This window comes from Ruminococcus sp., from assembly GCF_045129435.1.
GTDB lineage: Bacteria > Bacillota > Clostridia > Oscillospirales > Acutalibacteraceae > Ruminococcoides.
Map to the genome: position 1 here is coordinate 1 of NZ_JBGVJL010000090.1, position 18,768 is coordinate 18,768.

Below are 18,768 nucleotides of genomic sequence, written 5' to 3' on the forward strand. Positions count from 1 at the left end.
GCATCGTAGGTCTTTACAGAGTCAACCTCGAAAATATCACCGCCAACAGCTTTCTGAATAAATTCGGCTACTCGTTCGGTATTGCCTTTTTTAAGATTTTTAATTGAGCCGTTCCAGTAGTTTTCGCCCTTGCGTGAATAATAAACAGTAAGAATTTTTGACATAAATTATACCTCCAAGCTGATTTATTAATGATTTGAGTATATTTTACAACTTAAAGTTAGCTTTAAGTCAATAGTTTTTAAAATTTTATTTAAAAATTTTTTGAAAATAAAAACAGCCTGAATTTTGTTAATTCAAGCTGAATAGATAAGAATTATTCTTCGGGTGTGGCTTTGATTGCTTTGTTAATGAAGTTAAGTACACGCTTTTTGTCGGCACTCCACATTGGAGCAACAAGAATTTTTTTGTCACCGTCACCTGTAAGGCGGTGGATTACTGTGGTTTTTGGAATTACTTTCAGGCATTTTATCAGAATATCTGCGTACTGCTCAAGTGTGAGAACGGTTACATTTCCCTTTTCATACTCATCGCAAAGGTCAGTATCTTTCAAAATATGTAAAAGCTGAAGTTTTATGCCGTCTGAGTGTTCACCTGCGTATTTTGCGGACTCAACAATCATATCTTCGGTTTCATTTGGCAATCCTATTATTATGTGGGTAATTACGCTGATATTTTCGTTGTGCAGGCGTTTTACGGCATTGTCATATACGCTCAGTTTATAACCTCTGCGAATGTACTCGGCTGTATTTTCATGAATTGTCTGCAAGCCAAGCTCCACCCATACAGGCTTGATTTTGTTAAGTTCGGAAAGCAAGGCTATGGTATCATCGGGCAGGCAATCTGGACGAGTGGCAACTGACAATGCAACGATTTCGGGATTTTCGATTGCTTCGGTAAAAATCCTTCTGAGATATTCAACGCTTGCATAGGTATTTGTGAAAGGCTGAAAATAGGCTATGAATTTTTTGCAGTCGGATTTTTTTCTGATTCTCCCCTTTGCTTCCTCAATCTGCTGTGTAATGCTTAGATTTCGGCTTGCGGAAAATTCTCCCGAACCGCCTCGGCTACAGAAAATACATCCTCGTGTGTCGATTTTGCCGTCACGATTCGGACAGGTCATTCCGCCGTCAAGTGAGATTTTATACACCTTTTCGCCAAAGGTATTTTTCAGATATTCATTAAGTGAATAGTAGTACATAAATGCTCCGTTTTCCGTAAAATGCAAAGTGACCGACTAAGTCGGCCACTGCATTGGTTAAAAAATTTAGAAGAGGAAAATCTATGAAAATTTCTTGTTAACTTTATTGTGCTTACATAATAACCTGCCTTTGTGACGATTATATGAATAAAAGTACAATAAATTGTGAAACTTTGTGAAATCTTTCAAAAATCAAAGATTTGAATAAAGTTTGATGTATTCAAGAAATTTTGCTGTAATTTCGTCCTCAAGTTTCTCATAATCTTTGTCAATTCCGCCGTTAAAGAACTGCTTTGTGTGTATCTGCAGTGACAGGTAAGCACCGATCAGATTTTTTCGCACTTCGTCCTGTAAGCTCTGAGATAGGTTTTCTCCGCAGGAAAGTCCGAGATATACTCCGCCGTCTGCAAGCTGTGCCTTGATATTTGTTTTATATACAAAGCTGTTTATTTTTTTGAGTGCTGCCGCAAATTCCTTTAAAGAGAAATCCTCCTGATAATCGGGATTGTACTCTGTGATTTTATCGGCAATTTCGCTTTCGCACATTTCCATTACAAAGTCCTCTTTTGTAATAAAGCTGTGCATATACTCAGGCTTATTTACAAGCACCTTGTAAAGGCGGATTGAGTTTACCGCAGACTCAAGGCAGGCAAAAGCCGAAAACTGCATATTGCTGTCGTTTAAACGCAGAAAGCTGAGCATATTCTGAAAAATTGACTTATTAATCGAAAGCAGAACGAGCCTTTCGTTATCCTTATACTCCGCAAAAGCAGGGTTTGAAAGATAAAGCATACTGAATTTATATGATTTGTTCAGATATTGATTGAACTTTGCGTAAAAATCATTGAGAAAATTTGCATTGCGAATTGTAAATTTAAACATAGCTTATCTAAATAATTCCATATCGGAATTATATAAATCCTCTCTTGTGATGTCAGCGTAAAATTCCTCGCCTGTGGCATTCTGCAAAGCGGTAATAACAAGGTTTGGATTTGCGTTGTCGGTACTGCCTGCCGAAAGTGTGATTTCAAGCTCTGTAAAATCGAATTTTTCGGACAAGGTGTATTTTTTAATGCTTTTCTTTAAATCAACGGTTTTGTAGCCTGACTTTGACTTCTTTTCAAGCATAATTTCTTCGCTTTCCAAGAGGTCTTTGAGGGCTGTGTAAACCTTGTGAGAGTTGAGATTATCACTGCTGATTTTCATATTAAAGCTTGCATAGGCAATTTTGCCAGCTTTCATAACAGGTTCGGTTACGGCAAAAACTCTTATGCCCTCGGGCAAGCAGGCATTGAGATTGTTAATTAAATCTTCGTTTGAAATATCCTCAATCAGTTTTATGTCCATACACTCGTTTATGCCACGAAAGCCAAGTGAAAGCGGCAGAGGAAATGTTGCGAACGGGTGTGGATTGAAGCCCTCTGTGTGCCAGATAGGAGCTTTGCTTTTGTGCAAGGCTCTGAGCATACAGCGGTTTAAATCAAGGTGAGAAATATAGCGACATTCATTGTCTTTTTTAAACCAGACTCTTGCGTTTTTCAAAGCACACACCCTCCCCGTATTTTGCTGCACCGCAGTTGTTGCACTTTAAGCGGCAATGCGGCGTTGTTGTATTTTCATATGCTTTTTTACATTCCTTAATAAGGTAGTCCTTTGTAACACCGTAGTCGAGGTGATCCCATGGGAATACCTCGTCAAAGGAACGCTGACGATTAGCGTAGAATGTTGGGTCAATGCCACATTCATCAAAAATATCGAGCCACTTCTGCAAGTCAAAGCAATCGCCCCAACCGTCAAAGTGAAAGCCTCTTTCGCATGCAACCTCCATTGCCTTGCAAAGTTTTCTGTCGCCTCTGGCAAAAACTGCCTCAAGGTAGCTTGTGTCTGCATCGTGGTAATTGAACTGAATTTTGCGGGTGGTAATGCTCTCTTTGATATGCTCCTGCTTGGCGTGTAAGGTAGGAATTGTATCCTGTGCGTGCCATTGGAAAGGCGTAAACGGCTTTGGAACAAATGATGAGGCAGAAACCGTAACACGCACGCTCTTGCCCTTTGGCTTGTTTGGGCAATGGTAGTAGGTATCAACTACTGCCTGACCGAGGTCGGCAATCGCCTTTACATCGTCCATAGTTTCGGTTGGCAAGCCTATCATAAAGTAAAGCTTAACGGTAGTCCAGCCGCCCTCAAAGGCTGTGGCACAGGTCTGCATAAGCTCGTCATGCTGAACATTTTTATTGATAACATCACGCATACGCTGACTGCCTGCCTCAGGTGCAAAGGTAAGTCCGCTTTTGCGTACGGTTTTGATTTTATTCATAATGTCATCGGTGAAGCCGTCAACACGCAAAGACGGCAGTGAAATACTGACTTTTTCGTCCTTGCTCCATTCGTTGAGTTTTTCAAGCAACGGCACAATCTGTGTGTAGTCGCTTGAACTTAAAGATGACAGAGAAACCTCGTCATAGCCTGTGTTGTCGCAGAGTGCTTTGCACTGCTTATTGATAACCTCAGGAGATTTCTCACGAACAGGACGATAGATAAAGCCTGCCTGACAGAAACGACAGCCACGAATACAGCCTCTGAAAATTTCCTGTACTGCTCGGTCATGTACGATTTCGACAAGCGGAACTACAAAGTTGTCGGGATAATAGCTTTCGTCCATTTTCTTCATAAGTCTTTTATGGACTACGGCAGGGGCGTTGTGCTTTGGAATATAGCGTTTGATTGTGCCGTCTTCATTGTACTCAACATCATAAAGTGATGGTACATATACGCCCTCAATTTGGGCACATTCAATCAGAAACTCTTCCCTTGTCTTGCCCTCGGCTCTGCATTTTCTGTAAAGCTCAATAACCTCAAGGTCAACCTCTTCGCCCTCACCGATAAAGAAAAGGTCGATAAAGTCTGCGATTGGCTCAGGATTGCATGCACATGGGCCGCCTGCTACTACAATTTGTTTTAAGCCTGTGCGGTCGCTTGACTTGATTGGCACACCGGAAAGCTTGAGCATATTGAGCACATTTGTAAAGCTTAATTCATACTGCAAAGTAAAGCCAATAAAATCAAACTCCGAAACCGGGTCACCGCTTTCGAGTGCATAAAGCGGAATATTATTTTTAATCATTTCTTCTTCCATATCTATCCAAGGTGCGAAAACACGCTCGCACCAGATGTATGGAACTGTGTTGAACAAGCTGTAAAGAATTTTCATACCAAGGTGCGACATACCCACTTCGTAGGTATCAGGAAAGCAGAAAGCAAACCTTACATCAACATCCTTTTTATTTTTTACAACTGCGTTAAGCTCACCGCCGACATATCTGCCCGGCTTTTGAACCTTAAGCAAAAGCTTTTCTACTTCCTTGCTGACCATTGTATAACCTCCGTCAGAAATACCTGTTATTTTTGAAAATTAATGAAAGTATAATGTAACCGCATACAAACAACAGCGAAAAATTATAATTTGAGTTGAATAAAATTATAAATCCCAACACTGCTATTGGAAATAATGCGATAAAAGTTATAATATTAACTGCCTTTTCTGCCGTTTGACTGCTTAGCCTGCGACTTAGCAGAATGTAAAGCATTTGCCCACCGTCAAATGACATTACGGGCAAAAGATTTAAAAGGCAGAGTGAAAGATTTACATAAGCAAAGCTCAAGAAATCTGCATTACTATATAAGTATAGCAGAAAAAGCAGAATAAAACAAATGAAATTCGCAAAAGGTCCGAAAAAAACTATAAAAAAATTCTGTAAATCACTTCTTTGCTGTCTGCCCTCGTCTTTTATGGCGATTTCAAAGGGAGATATGCTGATTTTCCTCGGCTTACTGCCAAAAATCAGCATCATTATAAGATGTCCCGATTCGTGTATTACTACCGCAAAGCAGCACATTACAAAGCCTTTGAACATATCAAGAATAATGCAGATTGCAATCAGGCAGAGCAAGGTGTAGGAAATACAGAATTTGATTTTAAAAATTTCAAATTTCATCGTTTGTGGCTGTGCCGAAAATTTCAGATAGCTTTTGAGTATCCTCGCTTTCTTCGGCTATAATCGACTTATTAAGCTCTGAGTAGTACCAATCCCTTGCAGATGTGTAAAAATCTCCGCCTATAGTTTTAATAATGAGGGCAGCCAAAGCAATAAGAATACATATTATAAGCTGTGCTGTGACGAGAACCTGTGTATTATGCTGCTTTTTGGGCTTTTGTGGCGGCAGGTTTTCTTCTTTATTATCTTCCTCCGGTTTTATCGGAGCAGAGTATTCAGGGCAGGAAACATTCTGCCAGCCGTCATCGTATGTAATTTCATTTGTAAATTTTTCTTCTGTCAAAACAACCACCTCAATGCAATATATGCACTGAGGTGGACATAATTAACCTAACTTTTTAAATTCGCCTTTTACAAGGTTTATAAAGAAGCCGATTGCAATGGCAAGTGAGAAAATTTCGGCTATTGGGAATGCGTACCATACAGCACCGAGTCCCCAGATTTTTGAGAAGATAAATGCGATTGGTAAAATAAGTACAAGCTGACGGGCAACTGACATTATAAGACTTCTTATGCCCTTTCCGACTGCCTGGAAAAGTGTTGTGAAGATAATGCCTGCGGCAGCAGGAATAAAACAAAGGCTTATGATTCTGAATGCAGGTACACCAATTTGCATAAGCTCTTCCGTACCGCCAAACATTGAAATAAGCTGATGAGGAATTGTCCACATTGCTATTGTGCCCAAAGCCATAATAATTACCGCAATGATAAGACCACGCTTGAGTGCCGAGTAAAGACGCTTGCGGTTTCTCGCACCAAAGTTGTATCCGATAATTGGCATAACGCCCTGATTAAGACCAAAGCAAGGCATAAATACAAAGCTCTGTAATTTATAATAAACACCGAGAACTGTTACGGAAGCCTCGGAAGCGGCGAGAATACCATTTAAGCCGACAATCATAATTGAGCCGATTGACTGCATAATAATTGACGGTAAGCCAACGGCATAGATGTTTTTAATTGTCTGCATACTGAACTTAAAGTTTTTGAAGGTAATCTTGATGAGATGAGATTTTAAGAAGATTACGAGAAGTGCAAAAATCATACTGCAAAACTGACCGAATACTGTTGCAATGGCAGCACCCATAACGCCAAGCTCAGGGAACGGACCTACACCGAAGATTAAAAGCGGGTCAAAAATAATATTCACTACCGCACCTGTAAGCTGAAAGAGCATTGGAAAAATCATATTGCCTGTAGCCTGCAAGGTTTTTTCAATGGTTACCTCGATGATTGAGAAAAGTGAGAAGCACAAAACAACTGTGAGATACTGAGTACCGTACTCAATAATGTTTTGATTTGAAGTGTAGAGTGCCATAAACGGTCTTGAAATAAAAAGTCCTAAAATAAGGAAGAAAGCATAGCTTAAAAAGCTTAAAAGCAAGCCATGGGTGGCTACTTCGTTTGCCTCCTCAAAATTCTTTTCGCCAAGTCGTCTTGAAACAAGAGAGTTAATGCCAACGCCTGTGCCGACTGCAACGGCAATCAAAAGCATTTGCAAAGGGTAAGCAAGAGAGGTTGCGTTTAGTCCCTCCTGACTGTACTGTCCAATGAATATACTATCTACAACATTGTACATTGCCATAATTGTCATTGAAAAAATAGCAGGCAAAGACATAGTTAAGATAAGCTTTGTCATGGGCATAGTACCCATTTTGTTTTCTTTTACATTTTCCATTCGTTTTCCTGTCCTTTCTTAATTCTAATTCTTTTGCTTTTCACTTTTATGTTTTGATTTTAAAATTAATCTGCGTATTGCAAATATTATGAACATAAATATTGTGCCTGCTATTATTCCCACAAAGTCAAGCAGAACATCTTCAACCATTCCTGCTCTGCCCTCAACATTAAGCTGAATGGTTTCGTCAACAACAGCCGTCAAAAGTCCGCAAAACATAACATTTATATAGTATTTATACGGCTTTTCTTTATTAAAAGAAAAGGCACACAGCATAAGCATTGCACCTATAGCTGAGTATTCGCAGAAGTGAGCCGATTTTCGCACTATGTAGTCTGTAAGCTCTGCTTTTAAACCTAAGCCGTTAAAAAAGTCCTGTAAAAAAGACAGAACATTTCCGCTTTCTTCGGCAGACTCGTAGGCAGGCATTGAGGAATGAACAAAAGCAAAACCGATAAAACACAGGGTAATTACAATGAAAATTACCTTGGCTTTAGCGGTACAACAATTAAGATTATTTTTACTCATTTTTAGTCACCTCGTATTATTTTACACAAATCTACATAATATGTCAATCGGCAATTACAGGAATTGCAAGATTTTAAATGTGTGTTAAAAAATATCGTAAATAGCTTGGTTTTTTAGATAAAAAATAAATTGCAATATATATGTATATCTGTTATACTATTTTAGTACTTTATTTTTGAAAGGGGTATTGTTTTGTTAAACTATATCTTGGTGTTTCTGATTTCTATGGTTCCTCTTATTGAGCTGAGAGGTGCTGTTCCGTTTGGTGTGGGAATGCAGCTTGACTTGTTCTGGGTGTATGTTCTAGCAATTTTAGGTAATATGCTCCCTGTGCCTTTTATTTATTTCTTTGCAAGAAAGGTGCTTGTGTGGGGCAGCGACAAAAAGTTTATCGGTAAATTCTTTAGATTTTGCCTTGAAAAGGGCGAAAAGGGCGGCAAAAAGCTTCAGGCTAAGGCAGGCAAAGGCTTATTTTTTGCATTGCTTTTGTTTGTAGGTATTCCGCTTCCGGGTACAGGTGCTTGGACGGGTACACTTGCCGCAAGTATGCTTGATATGGACTTTAAGTCAAGCGTAATTGCCGTAATGCTCGGTGTGTTGCTTGCAGGTATTATTATGGGTCTTGCAAGTATGGGACTTTTTGGCGGACTGAGTGCAATCTTTGCTCCAAAATAAAACTTATGACGGGCAGCGTATGCTGCCTTGTTTTTTAGGATGATAACTTTGAATAATACAAATTTTGATATAATTATAGTCGGTGCGGGTGCGTCGGGACTTACTGCTGCGATCTCGGCTAAGCGTAAAAACAGCAACCTTAAAGTTTTAGTGCTTGAGGCTCAGAATAAGCCAGGCAAGAAAATTCTTGTTACAGGCAACGGCAGATGTAATCTTACCAATATAAATGTAAGCAAAGAATTTTACCACGGCAGTTTTGATACCGCACCTGTGCTAAAAAGATTTTCGGCACAAAGGCTTATGGATTTTTTTGCTGCACTCGGTCTTGTGTGTGACACCGAAGAAAACGGTCTTGTGTATCCACATTCCAGACAGGCAAGTGCTGTGCTTGATGTGCTTTTAATGGAAATAAAAAGGCTAAATATAGAAATTGTCTGCGATTGCAGGGTTGAACTTGTACGCAAAAAGGGCGGCAGCTTTAATGTAAAAACCACAAAAGGCGAATTTGTAGCAAAAAAGCTTGTGATGTCATGCGGCGGCAAGGCTTTTCCGACAGCCGGCGGCAGCGGTATGGGACTTGATGTTATAAAAAACCTCGGTCACAAAATCACACCTCTTTCCCCTGCTTTATGCCCTGTACAGGTTAAAAGCGACTTCATAAAGAGTCTTAAAGGAATACGGGCAAAGGCGGAGGTTACGCTTTATGACGGCAGCAAGGCATTAAAAACCGAAAGCGGTGAGGTGCAGTTTACGGAGAATGCGTTGTCGGGCATTTGCGTGTTTAATCTTACAACAATTTTGCCTAAGGCGAGAAATCCAATTATCTCAGTAAATCTTGCAAAGGATTACACATATATAGAATTGTTAAATCTGCTTTTTGAAAGGAAAAGACTGTTTGCCGATGAAATTCTTGAGGACTTTTTTACAGGATTGTTTCATAAGAAAATCGGCATTGCTCTTATTAAGAATGTAACTCAAAAGCCGCTCAGCGAAAAATGCAGAAGGCTTAGCGATAAGGAAATTAAGCTGCTTGCGAGTTTAATTCTTGATTGGAAATTTGAGTGTAGGCAATGCAAGGACTTTGCAAAAGCACAGGTAATGCTTGGCGGTGTGAACGGCGATGAAGTGAACCGCCACACTTTTGAAAGCAGAATTGTAAAAAATCTTTTTATCTGCGGTGAGGCACTCGATGTGTGCGGTGACTGCGGTGGATTTAATTTGCACTTTGCTTTTGCAAGCGGAATTATAACAGGAGAAAATCTATGATAAGAATAAGCAATATACATCTGCCGCTTGACTACACAAGCGAAACTGTGCTTAACAAGGCGGCTAAGTCTGTAAATGTAGATAAGAAGTTTTTTAAAAGCTGTACGATTTTCAGACGCTCGGTTGACGCAAGAAAAAAGGACAATATATTTTTCCTTGCAACGGTTGACGCTGAACTTTTTGTGAATGAAGAAAAGGTCTGCAAAAAATTCAAGAATGCTGAAATCGTAGAGAAATACGAATATAATGTAGAGAAATTCAAGGGTGCAGTCAGCCCTGTTGTGGTTGGTGCAGGACCTGCCGGACTTTTTGCGGCATTGATTCTTGCACAAAGCGGTGCAAAGCCGATTCTTGTGGAGCGTGGCAGAGATGTTGACACCCGAACAGCCGATGTACAGAAATTCTGGCAGAGCGGTATTTTGGATACAACAAGTAATGTTCAGTTTGGCGAGGGCGGTGCAGGCACTTTTTCAGACGGCAAGCTTACCACAGGCACAAAGGACACTCGTCAGCGTAAGGTGCTAATAGAATTTGTAAAGCATGGTGCACCGGAGGAAATCCTTTACAATGCAAAGCCGCATATCGGTACGGACAGGCTCAGACCGACTGTTAAGAGCATAAGAGAAGAAATTATAAGACTTGGCGGTAAGGTGATGTTTGAAACCAAGCTGGTTGGCTTTTCGGTAAATGACAGTGCTGTTACCTCGGCTGAGGTTGAGCACAACGGCACAACAGAAAGCATTGATACCAACGCAATTATTCTTGCGATTGGTCATAGTGCAAGGGATACCTTTGAAATGCTTAATGAAAAGGCTGTGCCGATTGAGGCAAAGGCTTTTTCGGTGGGTGCGAGAATTGAGCATCACAGAGAAATGATTGACAGGTCACAGTACGGAAAATTTGCCGGAAACAAGGCATTGGGTGCGGCAAGCTACAAGACAAATGTTCATCTTGAAAACGGCAGAGGTGTTTATACATTTTGTATGTGCCCTGGTGGCAAGGTTGTAAATGCCTCAAGTGAGGAAAAAAGACTTTGTACCAACGGTATGAGTGAATTTGCCCGTAACGAGGAAAATTCAAATGCCGCTTTGCTTGTGGGTGTGAATCCTGCTGACTTTGGCTCTGATAATGTGCTTGCCGGAATGTACTTTCAGCGTGAGCTTGAGCATAAGGCTTTTGTGGCAGGCGGAGAGAATTTTAATGCTCCCGTTCAGCGTGTGTGTGACTTTCTTGAGGGTAATGCAAGCACAAAAATCGGTGATGTAAAGCCGTCAATAGGCCCTGCCGTTACACCGACAAGCCTTGATAAATGTTTGCCTGAATTTATTGCAAATTCAATGCGACAGGCTATTGTGCAGATGGATAAAAAATTGCATGGCTTTGCTTATGGAGATGCGGTGCTGACAGGTGTGGAAACCAGAAGCTCTTCCCCTATCAGAATTATGAGAAACAGCGATTTGCAAAGCGTGGCAATCAGTGGACTTTACCCATGCGGTGAGGGTGCAGGCTATGCAGGCGGAATAATTTCTGCCGCAGTTGACGGAATTAAATGTGCTGAAAAGATAATTAAAAATTCTGTTATAGAATAATATATAAAGAGATTTTGTTTTAAATGTTCGGGTATAAAGTATATGCTAACTCAAGAAAGAATTTTCTACCGTTACAAACTATAATTTTCTTCAACTAAATAATACCCATATAAAGAAAGTGCGGCTCATTATGAACTGCACTTTTGTGTTTCTGCTTTAAGGCTTATTAAAAATAATAAAATATTCGGTTGAATACTAATTTCCTACTACAGCTTATGTAAATTATTAGTCTTGTTCAGCAATATACATCTGAAGCTCAGTTACATCGGCTACAGTAAGCTGACCGTCACCGTTCATATCAAGTGCTTCAAGCACAGACTTGTTGTTCACATCTATAAGCGGTGTACCGTCATCTTTTTTATTGCCTGCGAGATAAAGCTGCATATATGTAACATCGGCAACTGTTACAACACCGTCACCGTTTGCATCACCTTTGACTAACTGTTCATCAATGGCAACGAATTTGATGTTATCTTGTGGATAGTAGTTGCTCACATATGTTTCAGCCTCTGAGTTTTTGTAACCGTAAACTGTCACATCAGAAACATTAAAAAATAATCTATCACCAATTGCTGTTACGCTTTTGGGAATTGTAACTGAGCTTAGACTTGCACATTCAGCAAAAGCGTACTCTTCAATAGTTGTAACGCCGTTAGGTATAACTATGTTTTCAAGGCTTGTGCAACCCCAAAAAGCACACCCCTTGATGTAAGTAAGAGTTTTTGGAAGTGTAATGCTTTTCAAGCTTGTTTTATCGTAAAATGCACCACGAGCAAGCATTGTTACAGTTTTGCCGTCAATCTTTTCAGGTACTACTAAATTGGTGTTGTCACCTGTGTATTCCCAAAAAATAATTGAGTTTCCGTCAATATTTTCGTATTTATAATCACCACTTGTATATATGATATGAGTTTCTTCTCTGCTTTGCTTAGTTTCAGCGGCATTTACAGTAACTGATAATGTTGCAAATACGCTTACGAGCAATGCTAAAGCAAGCAATACGGAAATTAATTTTTTAGTGAACTTCATAATATCTCTCCTTTGAATTAGTAATTTTATAATAACAACAAAATTTTCAAATGTCAATAATCACGCCCGTTAATTAAACTTAAACAGCAAATTTTAAGGTCTAAAAATTATTTATGATAAAAGCTAAAAATGTGCAAAAAAGAGAAAAAATATCAAAGCATTGATTTCAAAAATATGTAGGTATATAATTAATTAGAAATCTAACTATTAGAAATTTAATTATTACGAGGGCGCTGTATGAAAGAATCAATTCACTATCTGCTTATGGCAGACCATTTTTTGGTGCAGAAATCATTACTTGCAAGCATTAGAGAATCGGGACTTACTCCAGGTCAGCCGAAGATTTTGGACTATCTAAAAAATCACGACGGCTGTGTGCAAAAGGAAATTGCAAGAGGCTGTCACATTGAGCCTGCGTCCATTACCGTTATTTTAAAAGGTATGGAAAGCAAGGGCTATATTGAGCGAAAAATGCTTGGCGGTGACAGACGCTCGCTGTATGTGTTCCTTACCGATAAGGGTAAGCAATATGTAGAGTATCTCAATGAAAAATTTGATAAGGTCGAGAGTATGGCACTCAAAAATTTTTCTGATGATGAGAAAGAACAGTTCAATGATTTGCTTATGCGTGTGTATGAAAATATGATTGATAATGACAAGGAGGACAAAGCGTAATGAATTTAAAAAATCTCAAGGTGCGTATTCCAATGTATCTTGTCGGCTTGTTTATAATGACAATCGGAATTGCAATTTCGGTAAAATCTAATCTCGGTGTGTCGCCGGTAAGCTCTATTCCCTACACAATGACCTGTATATGGGGAATTGAAATGGGCAAAGCTACAATAATTTTCCATATATTTTTGGTGCTTATTCAGCTTATTATTCTCAGAAAAAAGTTTAAGCTTATAAGCCTTTTACAGATTCCTGTAGGCGTTGTATTCGGTTATTTTACTACCTTTTGCAACTACCTTGTAAGCTTCTTCCCCACTCCCGACAATATTGTAATCAGAATAATTATGGTGCTTATAAGTGCGGCTATTGTGGCTGTTGGAATTTTCCTCTACCTGCCTGCCGATGTAATTCCGCTTGCCGGTGAGGGCGTTATGAGTGCGGTTTCAAGCGTTACAAAAATTGAATTTTCCAAGGTAAAAATGGCTTTTGATATTACTATGGTAGTAATTTCGGGTTCTGCTTGTCTTATTTTTATACATAACCTCGGAAGTGTTGGCATTGGTACAGTAATTGCGGCTTTTTTGGTTGGATTTATTCTTGGTATCATCAATAAAGCATTTGGCAAATACAGAGATAAGCTGCTTGGCAAGGTTGATGAAAGCGAGAGTATTGCCGAATCGGACAACTCAGCAACTCCAACCTATGTTATCACAATTTCAAGAGAATACGGAAGTGGCGGCAGAGAGATTGGCAAGCTTCTTGCAGAAAAGCTTGGTTACAAATACTACGATACCGAGCTTATAAAGCTTGTTATGGAGGAAAGCGGCTATTCCCCTGAGTACATCAGCAAAAATGAACAGACACCGGGCAAGCCGATGCTCAATGACTTTTTCGAGTGGTATCAGCCGCATAACGGCGACATAATTCCGAATATTAACAGCCTTTTTGAAAAGGAAGAATCGGTTATTTTAAATATTGCAAAGACCGAAAACTGCGTAATTGTCGGCAGGCTTGCAAACTACATACTTCGCAATAAAAAGCATATCTACAATGTATTTGTTACGGCTGACGAAAAAAGCGAGATAGAAAAGGTAAGCGAGCGTGATAACCTTACTAAAGAAAAAGCCGCCCATCAGGTACGAAAGGTTAATCAAGAGCGAGCCGAACATTGCAGATATTTTACCGATACCGAATGGGGCAACGCTAAAAATTATAATCTCACCATTAATTCCGATGATTTCGGCTACAAAAATACCGCCGAGCTTATCAGAGTGCTTTTTGAGAGAAAGTTTGGTCTGGAAAAATAAGATAGTATTATAAAAACCAAGGGTACAAAAGTGCATCCTTGGTTTTGTTTTTAAGCCGTTTAAATGAATGAAAATTTAACTAAATTTTTCTATTACTTGACAAAGCGTTATATATTTTTGTATAATTGTTACAGTTTATGTTTAGGAGAGTTTCTATGGAAAGAGAAAGTTTTAAGTCACGGCTTGGCTTCATTCTTGTGAGTGCGGGCTGTGCGATCGGTATCGGCAATGTGTGGAGGTTTCCGTATGTTGCAGGTGAAAACGGCGGTGGATTTTTTGTATTGCTCTACCTCATTTTCCTTGTGCTGATGGGTATTCCTGTGCTGACTATGGAGTTGGCTGTGGGCAGAGCAAGCCGAAAAAGTGCTGTGCTCGGTTACAAAACCCTTGAAAAGCCAAATAGCAAGTGGCACATTCACGGTTGGTTTTGTATGCTTGGCTGTTACCTTTTGATGATGTACTACACAACTGTGTCGGGTTGGATGACAAGCTATTTTTACAAATTTGCTACAGGCACTTTTGAAAGCGGAATGACCTCTGAGCAGGTCGGAAATGTTTTTTCAGAGTTGCAGTCAAACCCGATTGAAATGGTTATCTGGATGGCGATTATAACCGTTTTAGGTTTTCTTGTGTGCAGTCGAGGTATTCAAAAGGGCATTGAAAAGGTCAGCAAGGTTATGATGATTGCTTTGCTTGTGCTTATTTTGGCTCTTGCGGTCAACAGCATTTTGCTTTCGGGTGCAGGTGAAGGCTTGAAATTCTACCTTATTCCCGACTTTACAAAGGTGTCTGAAATCGGCTTGAGCAATGTTATTTCTGCCGCTATGAATCAGGCGTTCTTCACACTCAGCCTTGGCATTGCCGCAATGGAAATTTTCGGCAGCTATATGTCAAGGGACAACACCTTGCCGGGTGAGGCTGTGAAAATCTGTGCACTCGACACATTCGTTGCCATTATGGCGGGTCTTATTATATTCCCTGCCTGTTTCTCATACGGAGTTGAGCCTGACCAAGGCCCTGCACTTATTTTTATCACCCTGCCTAATGTATTTGTAAATATGCCGGGTGGCAGAATCTGGGGCACATTATTCTTCTTGTTTATGACATTTGCCTGCTTCTCTACGATTATTGCTGTTTTTGAAAACATCATTTCGTTCTGCATTGATATGTTTGGCATCAGCCGTAAAAAGTCTGTGCTTATCAACGCAATAATTATTTTGATTGCAAGCCTGCCATGCGTGTTCGGCTTTAACATTTGGAGTGGTTTTGAATTGTTTGGTCAGAATGTACTCGGTATGGAGGACTTCCTTGTAAGTAATATCCTCTTGCCTGTCGGTTCTCTGATTTATCTTTTATTCTGCGTCACTAAGTTTGGCTGGGGCTTTGACAACTATCTTGCTGAGTGCAACACCGGTAAAGGAATGAAGTTTGCAAGATTTTTAAAGCCTTACTTCCAGTTTGTTCTGCCTATTCTTGTACTAATCGTGCTTGTGCAAGGCTTTATAAAATAATTTTTTCTGTTCCCTGTATCACAAATTTGTGGTATGGGGAAATTTTTTAATAAATTGTTTTTTATAGTTGGGGTAAATTATGGTTTATATTACGAGAAGATAGTTAGCAAAATAATAATTTTTTGTTCCCGACAATAACTTAGTAACGGTCGGGAGTTAAAAGCTTTGAGATTGTCTATGTTTTCTGCTCGGACAAAAAAATTTAGGTCGAGCCTTTAAAAAGGCTCGTGGGTTTGGGCAACGCCCAAGAAAAGTTGTTTTTATTACAATTTATAAGGCACAAACAGCAACGCTGTTTGTGTGCTAAAGCAAAGTTTGATAAAACAGGCGACAGCCTTTTAAAAGAAATACTTCATTAATAAATAATAAAAGAAAAAGGCTTTTTGTGTTGCTGTCGCATTATAAGGCTTTCGCTGTTGTGCTCAAGCCGCCAAACAGCAGGCTGTTTGGCTATCAGAATTTTGCATAAATTTAAAGTATTTGTGGGCTTTGCCCACACCCACAACCTTTGAAAAAGGTTGAACAAATTTTAATTTTCGGGTATAGAGTCTGTGCTAATTTAAGCAAAAGTTTCCCGACCGTTGCTAAACTATAATTTATCAATATCACCCTCAACATTAAAAACAGAACCATTAAATTTTAAATTATTTTTTAAAAAATTAGCGTAATTTGTGCAATTTTTGAAGGTTTTTTATGTATAGTTGAGGTGAATATTTATGATTACAAATAAGAAAAACTTTTTTACATTACCAAACGAGGTGTTTAACCTTATGCTTACTCCGTCTGAGCTTGCTGTGCTGAGTTTTCTTTCACGCTGCAGTGACAATACCGGAGTGTGCTTTCCGTCTGTGCATACGATTGCGGTTTCCTGCTCAATGAGTGACAACACCGTAAGAAAAAGTATTCGCAAGCTTGAGGACAGAGAAATCATTTCAAAGTCGGGCGGCTTTCGAGCAAGTAAGTTCGGCAAGGAACAGAACACATCGTTTATATACGAACTTAATCCGAATTTCTATAATGAGGGCTTTGCAAGGGATAATCTTGTGGATTATTTCGCAAAGCTCAATTCTCAGACCTAAAAAATAATGAGGTAAGGTGCATTAATGAGTGAAGACAGGTTCTTCCCTTTATGCACCGTACCTCTGCAAATTTTGAAGTCTAATAATACTAAATAATAAATATTAAATTAAATATACTAAATGAATACCAAGCGTTCCGTATTCATTTGTGAGTGAGTAAAGTTTATGACCAAGGGTCAGAGAACTTTGGCTCTTTGATTGCAGTAAGCAGATACTGCTCCCATAAGCACCACTTGCCGTCAGCCTTCACTCTGAGTTTAATCGGACGAGGACTGTCTGCACCACCACTTGAAATAAACAGCTTAATGTAGCCTTTTTCTGATTCTGAAGTGTGATTGCTTGAGATTGTGATTGTAAACGGTGTTACAGGTGTGTAGTTGTTTTCGGGAACAGCACCGTTGAAATACGAAAACGGTATGTAGGTTTTACCGCCTCGAAAGCGGTCGTCAATAAATGAAATATCCATTCCGTTGAGTGGTCGTGGACCTCTGAGAAAATTCAGCATTTCAATGCCAATTTCCTTTTTTGTCGCATAGGCACACAATGCACAAACCGTAATTGCGGCAGTTTTAAATGGCGAGTCAAGACTTGCTTGAGGTAAAGCCTGCATTTCAGCTAAGCTTTCGGGCAAGGTATTGAAAATAAAGGTTTGGCTTGTTGTACCATAATTCTGCTGTGCCTGTGGCGATGGCTGTGATTGCGTATGATTGTTGAGATTATCAAATATGCTCATAATTGCCTCCTTTTATTGTGATTTAATTTCATTTGCAAATAAGCAACTTATACTCATATATTAGCATATTATAGCAACTATTTCAATATATTGCTCAGTATTTCATCAATTATTTCTTGGAGATATATGGTAAAAATTTGATGTACATTTTAATTTAAATGTATTGTAAAAATAAACAAAAAGGCAGTTATTTACTCTGATAACCTGTATAGTTTGTAATTTTATGTATAATTATTGTCAATTTATATACAATAGTTAATTATTTCACAATCTTTACTTGAAAACAAACAAATATAATGCTATTATTTATTCAAGGGACTATGAAAGGAAGAAGATTATGAAAAATTCAAAAACAGTTAAGAAAAGCGTTGCAGTTGTTATGGCTATTGTGATTGCTGTAATTATGGCGGCAACATCAGTAGTATGTGTTGCACTCAGCACAAACAACAACACTGACAACGGCAGATATTTAAAGGACGCAAAGAGCGTAGTAAGCGACTTTGTAAACAATTCAAACTATAACAACTACGCATTTATGGACGGTCTTTTTGCAAAGGCAAACATTGTTTCTGCTTGCGTAAATGAAATGACAGACGCCGAGGCTGTTGCAACAATTACAAAGAGCCTTGGACTTAATTCATTCATCGTAACCGACCCTGAGGGCAACATAATCAATGCTACCGATTCTGCAAAGGTTGGCAAGAGTATTCTTGATGACGAGGCTACAAAGGAATTTAAAAAGGTGCTTAAAGGTATTACCTACAAAAGCACAACAGAGCCTACAGCAGTTGAGGGCGAAAGCGGTATGTACAATGTAATGGCTTGTGTTACCCGTTCGATCGGCGGTGTTGTTATTATTGATACAAATACCGACACATACGCAATGGTTACAGGCGAAAACCTTGCAGATAGCTGTAAGGGTGATACAATTATTGCAAAGGACGGCAAAATCGTAAGCTCAAGCTTTGACCTTGGCGGTGCTTCTGAGCTTGAGAGTCTTGGTGTAACAGACAATATGCTCAAGAGCGAAAGCTTTGCACTCACAGTTGGCGACAGCAAATACACTCTCAGTGCAGAAGATGTTGACGGTTATACAGTAATCAGCGGTACTGTTGATGAGGAAAGCGGATTTGATTACATTTACGGTGCGGTTGTTCCTGCTGTTGCATTTGCAGTTATGATTGTACTCGCAATCGTGGTATTCTCTGTAGTTTCTAAGAAAAAGGAAATCTGATAAAAATACGCAAAAATTAAGCAAGTGAGGGTTTTACTTTCACTTGCTTTTTTGCTTTATGGTTCTTTTTCATAGTTGGGGTAAATTATGGTTTAGCAACGGTCGAGAAATTTTTGCCTGAATTATTACAGACTTTATACTTGAAAATAAAAATTTGGTCAACCTTTTTCAAAGGTTGTGGTGTGGGCAAACCCCCCAATATTTTTGAATA

General features: G+C 39.2%; 18 protein-coding genes. 8 read left to right on the plus strand and 10 right to left on the minus strand.

From position 1 onward, the window contains the following. Window positions 1-316: 316 nt before the first annotated feature. From ACJMMI_RS04365 to ACJMMI_RS04400, 8 genes are all read right to left on the minus strand, one after another. Window positions 317-1,201 carry a TIGR01212 family radical SAM protein gene (locus ACJMMI_RS04365; protein ID WP_405353897.1) on the minus strand — a complete coding sequence of 295 codons (885 nt, stop codon included), beginning with the start codon at window positions 1,199-1,201 and terminating at the stop codon, window positions 317-319. A 192-nt stretch (window positions 1,202-1,393) separates the two neighbouring features. Next, window positions 1,394-2,083: a hypothetical protein gene (locus ACJMMI_RS04370; protein ID WP_405353899.1), complete on the minus strand. Its 690-nt coding sequence runs from the start codon at window positions 2,081-2,083 to the stop codon at window positions 1,394-1,396. Between the two features lie 3 nt (window positions 2,084-2,086). After that, window positions 2,087-2,743 carry a TIGR03936 family radical SAM-associated protein gene (locus ACJMMI_RS04375; RefSeq protein ID WP_405353901.1) on the minus strand — a complete coding sequence of 219 codons (657 nt, stop codon included), beginning with the start codon at window positions 2,741-2,743 and terminating at the stop codon, window positions 2,087-2,089. Next, window positions 2,718-4,574 carry a TIGR03960 family B12-binding radical SAM protein gene (locus tag ACJMMI_RS04380; protein WP_405353903.1) on the minus strand — a complete coding sequence of 619 codons (1,857 nt, stop codon included), beginning with the start codon at window positions 4,572-4,574 and terminating at the stop codon, window positions 2,718-2,720. Before ACJMMI_RS04380 ends, ACJMMI_RS04375 begins: the two co-directional genes overlap by 26 nt. A gap of 13 nt (window positions 4,575-4,587) precedes the next feature. Beyond that, window positions 4,588-5,196 (minus strand): site-2 protease family protein, encoded by a 609-nt coding sequence (locus tag ACJMMI_RS04385; RefSeq protein WP_405353905.1) that lies wholly within the window; start codon window positions 5,194-5,196, stop codon window positions 4,588-4,590. Next, entirely contained in the window at window positions 5,186-5,539 is a 354-nt protein-coding gene (locus ACJMMI_RS04390) for a hypothetical protein (RefSeq protein WP_405353907.1), read from the minus strand. Before ACJMMI_RS04390 ends, ACJMMI_RS04385 begins: the two co-directional genes overlap by 11 nt. A 42-nt stretch (window positions 5,540-5,581) precedes the next feature. Further along, window positions 5,582-6,934 (minus strand): MATE family efflux transporter, encoded by a 1,353-nt coding sequence (locus ACJMMI_RS04395; protein ID WP_405353909.1) that lies wholly within the window; start codon window positions 6,932-6,934, stop codon window positions 5,582-5,584. Window positions 6,935-6,958: 24 nt separating this feature from the next. Further along, on the minus strand, window positions 6,959-7,462 hold the full coding sequence (locus ACJMMI_RS04400) for a VanZ family protein (protein WP_405353910.1): 504 nt from the start codon (window positions 7,460-7,462) through the stop codon (window positions 6,959-6,961). Window positions 7,463-7,687: 225 nt separating this feature from the next. Between ACJMMI_RS04400 and ACJMMI_RS04405 the strand changes: the two genes are divergently transcribed. Genes ACJMMI_RS04405 through ACJMMI_RS04415 form a run of 3 tightly spaced genes read left to right on the plus strand, consistent with a single transcriptional unit; the run spans window position 7,688 to window position 10,992 of the window. Further along, window positions 7,688-8,137, plus strand: coding sequence for a COG2426 family protein (locus ACJMMI_RS04405; RefSeq protein ID WP_405353925.1), 450 nt, complete (start codon window positions 7,688-7,690; stop codon window positions 8,135-8,137). A gap of 48 nt (window positions 8,138-8,185) precedes the next feature. Next, on the plus strand, window positions 8,186-9,403 hold the full coding sequence (locus ACJMMI_RS04410) for an NAD(P)/FAD-dependent oxidoreductase (RefSeq protein ID WP_405353912.1): 1,218 nt from the start codon (window positions 8,186-8,188) through the stop codon (window positions 9,401-9,403). Continuing rightward, on the plus strand, window positions 9,400-10,992 hold the full coding sequence (locus tag ACJMMI_RS04415; protein WP_405353913.1) for an NAD(P)/FAD-dependent oxidoreductase: 1,593 nt from the start codon (window positions 9,400-9,402) through the stop codon (window positions 10,990-10,992). Before ACJMMI_RS04410 ends, ACJMMI_RS04415 begins: the two co-directional genes overlap by 4 nt. 225 nt (window positions 10,993-11,217) lie before the next feature. On the opposite strand, the gene ACJMMI_RS04420 is transcribed toward ACJMMI_RS04415, so the two are convergent. Next, window positions 11,218-12,021: a leucine-rich repeat protein gene (locus tag ACJMMI_RS04420; RefSeq protein WP_405353914.1), complete on the minus strand. Its 804-nt coding sequence runs from the start codon at window positions 12,019-12,021 to the stop codon at window positions 11,218-11,220. 237 nt (window positions 12,022-12,258) lie between these two features. On the opposite strand from ACJMMI_RS04420, the gene ACJMMI_RS04425 reads away from it, so the two are divergent. The 4 genes from ACJMMI_RS04425 (at window position 12,259) to ACJMMI_RS04440 (ending at window position 16,590) form a co-directional block, all read left to right on the plus strand. Then, window positions 12,259-12,696 carry a MarR family winged helix-turn-helix transcriptional regulator gene (locus ACJMMI_RS04425; protein WP_405353916.1) on the plus strand — a complete coding sequence of 146 codons (438 nt, stop codon included), beginning with the start codon at window positions 12,259-12,261 and terminating at the stop codon, window positions 12,694-12,696. Next, window positions 12,696-14,000 carry a DUF6198 family protein gene (locus ACJMMI_RS04430; RefSeq protein ID WP_405353918.1) on the plus strand — a complete coding sequence of 435 codons (1,305 nt, stop codon included), beginning with the start codon at window positions 12,696-12,698 and terminating at the stop codon, window positions 13,998-14,000. Before ACJMMI_RS04425 ends, ACJMMI_RS04430 begins: the two co-directional genes overlap by 1 nt. A 155-nt stretch (window positions 14,001-14,155) precedes the next feature. Further along, window positions 14,156-15,511: a sodium-dependent transporter gene (locus ACJMMI_RS04435; RefSeq protein ID WP_405353920.1), complete on the plus strand. Its 1,356-nt coding sequence runs from the start codon at window positions 14,156-14,158 to the stop codon at window positions 15,509-15,511. 716 nt (window positions 15,512-16,227) lie between these two features. Further along, window positions 16,228-16,590, plus strand: coding sequence for a helix-turn-helix domain-containing protein (locus ACJMMI_RS04440; RefSeq protein ID WP_405353921.1), 363 nt, complete (start codon window positions 16,228-16,230; stop codon window positions 16,588-16,590). A 163-nt stretch (window positions 16,591-16,753) separates the two neighbouring features. On the opposite strand, the gene ACJMMI_RS04445 is transcribed toward ACJMMI_RS04440, so the two are convergent. Continuing rightward, the gene (locus tag ACJMMI_RS04445; protein ID WP_405353922.1) at window positions 16,754-17,323 is read right to left on the minus strand and encodes a DUF6935 domain-containing protein; all 570 of its coding nucleotides are present in this window, start codon (window positions 17,321-17,323) and stop codon (window positions 16,754-16,756) included. Between the two features lie 337 nt (window positions 17,324-17,660). Here ACJMMI_RS04445 and ACJMMI_RS04450 point away from each other — a divergent pair, with 337 nt between their 5' ends. Then, entirely contained in the window at window positions 17,661-18,557 is an 897-nt protein-coding gene (locus ACJMMI_RS04450) for a hypothetical protein (protein WP_405353923.1), read from the plus strand. The last annotated feature ends 211 nt before the right edge of the window (window positions 18,558-18,768 follow it).